Consider the following 1,677-nt stretch of genomic DNA (forward strand, 5'->3'; position numbering starts at 1 on the left):
GCTGAAGCCTCATACCGGCCTCCGCGCCGCCGCGACCGGGCATCGACCCCCGTCGCCGCGGCGGCCGCCCACGACGGAGGACCAAGCACGGTGTTCAGCCACATCACGATCGGCAGCAACGACCTCGCCCAGACGAAGGCGTTCTACGACGCGCTCTTCGCCGCGACCGGCGGAGAGCCGGGTTTCGAAGATGCCAAGAGGCGGCTGATCTACGCGCACCGCGGCGGCCGACTGATCGTCACCAAGCCGGTCGACGGGAAGGCCGCGACCGGCGCCAACGGCGGCACCATCGGGTTCACGATGGAAAGCCCGGACGAGGCCAAGGCTTGGCACGACGCCGGCGTCGCGAACGGCGGCACATCGGTCGAGGACCCACCGGGCGAGCGCACGGGGTCCGCCGGCAGGATGTACCTCGCCTACCTGCGCGATCCGGACGGCAACAAGCTCTGCGCGCTCTACCGTTTCCCAAGCTGACGCGGCCGGCGGCTACACCGTCCGGTCGACGAGCCGCCCCTGGCCGGCGGGCGCCGGCGGCGAGGCGGACGCCGCCGTCTCCGCGAGCAGGGTGGCGACCCCTTTCTGCGCGTCGATCTGCTGCCGCGCGACCGCGGTGCCGATCGACTGAGACAGGGCACCGGCCTGCATCTGGACGGCTTGGGCAACGAGGCTGGTCATGCCCCATCCTTGCCCCGCGACGATGAAGGACGGGTTACGCGGGTGCTGCGAGGTTCGTCGCGGGATTCGGCAGGGGGCCGGCTTCGGCCCAACGTCTGCTTCGCGAGCCGAAGCCGGTAACGCCTAGGTCTTCTGCGGGTCCAGCATGACCCAGAGGCGCTCGATCCGGCCGTCGACGACGTCCGCCACGTCCGAGCCGGTGACGACGACGGGTCCGTCGCTGGGGCCGGCACGCCAGCGCAGGACGCCGAAACCGTGATGCCCGACCGCGGCGCCGTCGGGCACGAAGCGGAAGTCCGGCCCGAACTGTTCGAGAAGCTTGCCGGCGACCTCGGAGATCGCCGCACGACCCCTAACGACGTTCGCGGGCTCGTACATGACGGGGCCGGCGCCATAGAGCTCGTCCAGAGCGCACGCACGCATGCTGCCGTCACGTTCGTTGAACACCCGTTCCAGGTTCGCGCGGAGCAGGCGGTCGTAGTCCGGCCCATCCGTCGTCGCGGGCGTGATTGCGTCCGGCACGGTGCATCCTTTCGCGGTAGTGATGTCACACGCGAGCGTATCGGCCGGGATGGCGGGTGAGAAGGTGCGGACGGGTGGAGATCCGCCCATCGCAGACACGACGATTCGCTGTCTCGTCTGGAACCGTCCCCGCCAGGTCACCCGATCACGATCCGCGTCCGCGGCCCCAGCCGCCGCAGCAGCCGCAACAGGTCCGCGCGCTTCAGCGCGACGCAGCCCTCCGTCGGCGTGTAGCCCGGGCGGGCGACGTGCAGGAAGATCGCGGAGCCGCGGCCGGGGCGGATCGGGCCCCGGTTGTGGTCGAGGTCGATCACCACGTCGTAGAGGCCGTCGTCGCGCCACATCCGCTCCGCGCTCACGCCGGGCGCGGGGAGGGCGATCGGGCGGTTGTAGCGCCGGTCGCGGACGTCGTCGCACCAGCCGTCGCCGGGGGCGGTCCGGCGCAAGGGTAGGGCGGTGACGGGGCGGGCGAGGTTGTCC

Annotated in this window: 4 protein-coding genes; 1 reads left to right on the forward strand and 3 read right to left on the reverse strand. The window is 71.6% G+C overall.

Features of this window, described 5'->3' with window-relative positions; all coding sequences use genetic code 11:
* The first annotated feature begins 90 nt into the window (after window positions 1-90).
* Window positions 91-474: a VOC family protein gene (locus tag FV222_RS25175; RefSeq protein WP_147761352.1), complete on the forward strand. Its 384-nt coding sequence runs from the start codon at window positions 91-93 to the stop codon at window positions 472-474.
* A gap of 12 nt (window positions 475-486) precedes the next feature.
* On the opposite strand, the gene FV222_RS25180 is transcribed toward FV222_RS25175, so the two are convergent.
* From FV222_RS25180 to FV222_RS25190, 3 genes are all read right to left on the reverse strand, one after another.
* Entirely contained in the window at window positions 487-675 is a 189-nt protein-coding gene (locus FV222_RS25180) for a putative motility protein (protein WP_147761351.1), read from the reverse strand.
* A gap of 123 nt (window positions 676-798) precedes the next feature.
* Window positions 799-1,197 carry a nuclear transport factor 2 family protein gene (locus tag FV222_RS25185; protein ID WP_246685655.1) on the reverse strand — a complete coding sequence of 133 codons (399 nt, stop codon included), beginning with the start codon at window positions 1,195-1,197 and terminating at the stop codon, window positions 799-801.
* 137 nt (window positions 1,198-1,334) lie between these two features.
* Window positions 1,335-1,677: L,D-transpeptidase family protein (locus tag FV222_RS25190; RefSeq protein WP_147815923.1), on the reverse strand; the 343-nt coding region annotated here is incomplete at its 5' end.

Source organism: Methylobacterium sp. WL103 (assembly GCF_008039885.1).
Lineage (GTDB): Bacteria > Pseudomonadota > Alphaproteobacteria > Rhizobiales > Beijerinckiaceae > Methylobacterium > Methylobacterium cerastii.

Excerpts from the sequence above, each read along its gene's own strand:
- FV222_RS25180 (WP_147761351.1), bottom strand. The coding sequence starts at position 675 with ATGACCAGCCTCGTTGCCCAAGCCGTCCAGATGCAGGCCGGTGCCCTG.